2 protein-coding genes are annotated in these 1,650 nt (G+C 75.2%); both read right to left on the reverse strand.

Features of this window, described 5'->3' with window-relative positions; translation table 11 throughout:
• On the reverse strand, window positions 1–922 hold a 922-nt coding region (locus DW299_RS02740), incomplete at its 3' end, for a DUF4350 domain-containing protein (protein WP_136035557.1).
• Window positions 919–1,560, reverse strand: coding sequence for a DUF4129 domain-containing protein (locus DW299_RS02745; RefSeq protein ID WP_136035558.1), 642 nt, complete (start codon window positions 1,558–1,560; stop codon window positions 919–921). The genes DW299_RS02745 and DW299_RS02740, both read right to left, overlap by 4 nt.
• Window positions 1,561–1,650: the final 90 nt, after the last annotated feature.

Here is a 1,650-nt window from a genome sequence, read left to right on the forward strand (position 1 = left end):
CGGCGGCCTTGGCGGTGAGCCGGGCGCGTCCGAGCATCGTCTCCGAGGCCCGCACGGTGACCGGCAGCGTCTCGGCGACGAGCGGGCCGAAGCGCCGCCCTCTCGCCACCGCCACCGCGAGCCCGGCGGCGAGGAGCAGGAGGATGGCCGGGGTGACCCAGTCCGGCGTGAGGCTGCCGAGCGTGTCCGGTGCGGCGGTGCCCTCGACGTCGGAGTCCTGGAAGGAGGGGACGTACCAGACGAGGTGGTCAGACTGGCCGAGCAGCGCGAGGCCGAGGGCGGCGTTGCCGTTCTCGGCGAGGAAGGCGTTGCTGAACAGCTTGGTGCCGTCGACGATCGTGCGACGGTTGCCGTCGCGGTCGTCCACGAGCACGGCCGCGCCGCTGTCGTCGCCGAAGCAGGCGTCGACGCCGCTCGCGGGCGAGAACAGGCGGTCGGGCCGGATCGTGCCCACCTCGGCGAACTCGGGCACGGCGCAGTCGGCCGCGGCGGTGGAGACGCTGCCCGGCGCGGGCTCGCCGATCCGCAGTTCCCCGAGCAGGTGCGTGCCGGTGGAGAGGAAGACCACGCGTGCGGCCGGCGCGATGAGGTCGGCGATCGCGTCGTCGCTCAGGGTGTACGGGTTGGTCATGGCCAGCGTGGCATCGTCGTCCAGTGCCGCGCGGACCTCGGCGCGGCTGCGGGCGACCTCGACCTCGACGCCCCGGTCGCGGAGGATCTCGGCGAGGGCGAGCGCTCCCGTGTCGCTGCGGCTCTCGGGGTCGAGGGCACCGCGAGCGCCGGGGCTGCTGGCGGCGAACTGCGAGGCGGCATAGGCCACGACGAGCACGAGGACGCCGATGAGCGCCCAGCCGACGATCGCGCCTGTGCGGCGAGGGCGCCGCTCGGCCGTCGTGGCGTCCTGCGGGGTGACGAGGGTCATGCGGGTACCGCCTCCGGTCGCCGCGCGCGCAGGCGGTCGTCGGTCGCGGCGAGCTCGCGGTAGGTCTCCTCGGAGGCGGGGTGGCGCAGGTAGCGCACATCGTCGAAGGCGGCGGCGGCGCGGCGCATCGCGTCGGACTCCTCGGCGAACACGAGGCTCGCCGATCGTGCGATGGCCTGCGCGGTCGCGCCGGGCGCGGGGTCGATGAGGTCGCGTTCGAGGAGGCTGCGCGCGATGGCCCGGTAGCGCAGCACCACGGCCGTGTCCCAGTCGCCGTCGCGCGCACTGCGCTCGGCATCGGTGCGCAGCTGCGCGGCGGTGCGGTCGTCGTCGGCGCCCAGCAGGTGCGCGTGGCCGCGACGTACCGCGCGGGACCGCCGGGGGCGCCCCCACACGAGCAGGGCCGTGATCAGGGCGGCGGCGATCAGCAGGACCACGGCGATGAGCGCGACGGGGCCGACGCTCTGACCGTTGCCGGAGCTGAACAGATCGGCGAGGAACCGTCCGACGTCGCGGGCGAGCAGATCGAACCAGGTCGGCTTGGCGTCGGCGTAGCGCGGGTTGGCGAGCTCCTCCTCGGCCCACCGGCGCGCTTCATCGCCGTCGGGGATGAAGACCTCGTCGAACCGGAGCATCATACGGAGCGGTCACCGCCACCGGGAGCCGTGCCGTCGCCATCGGGCGCGGGAGCGGGCGTCGCCGGAGCCGCGGGACGCGGGGCCGGGGCT

The organism is Microbacterium sp. K35 (genome assembly GCF_004794375.1).
Lineage (GTDB): Bacteria > Actinomycetota > Actinomycetes > Actinomycetales > Microbacteriaceae > Microbacterium > Microbacterium sufflavum.

Bases quoted from the DNA above. Each gene is read 5' to 3' on its own strand.
- DW299_RS02745 (WP_136035558.1), bottom strand. From the start codon at position 1,560: ATGATGCTCCGGTTCGACGAGGTCTTCATCCCCGACGGCGATGAAGCG.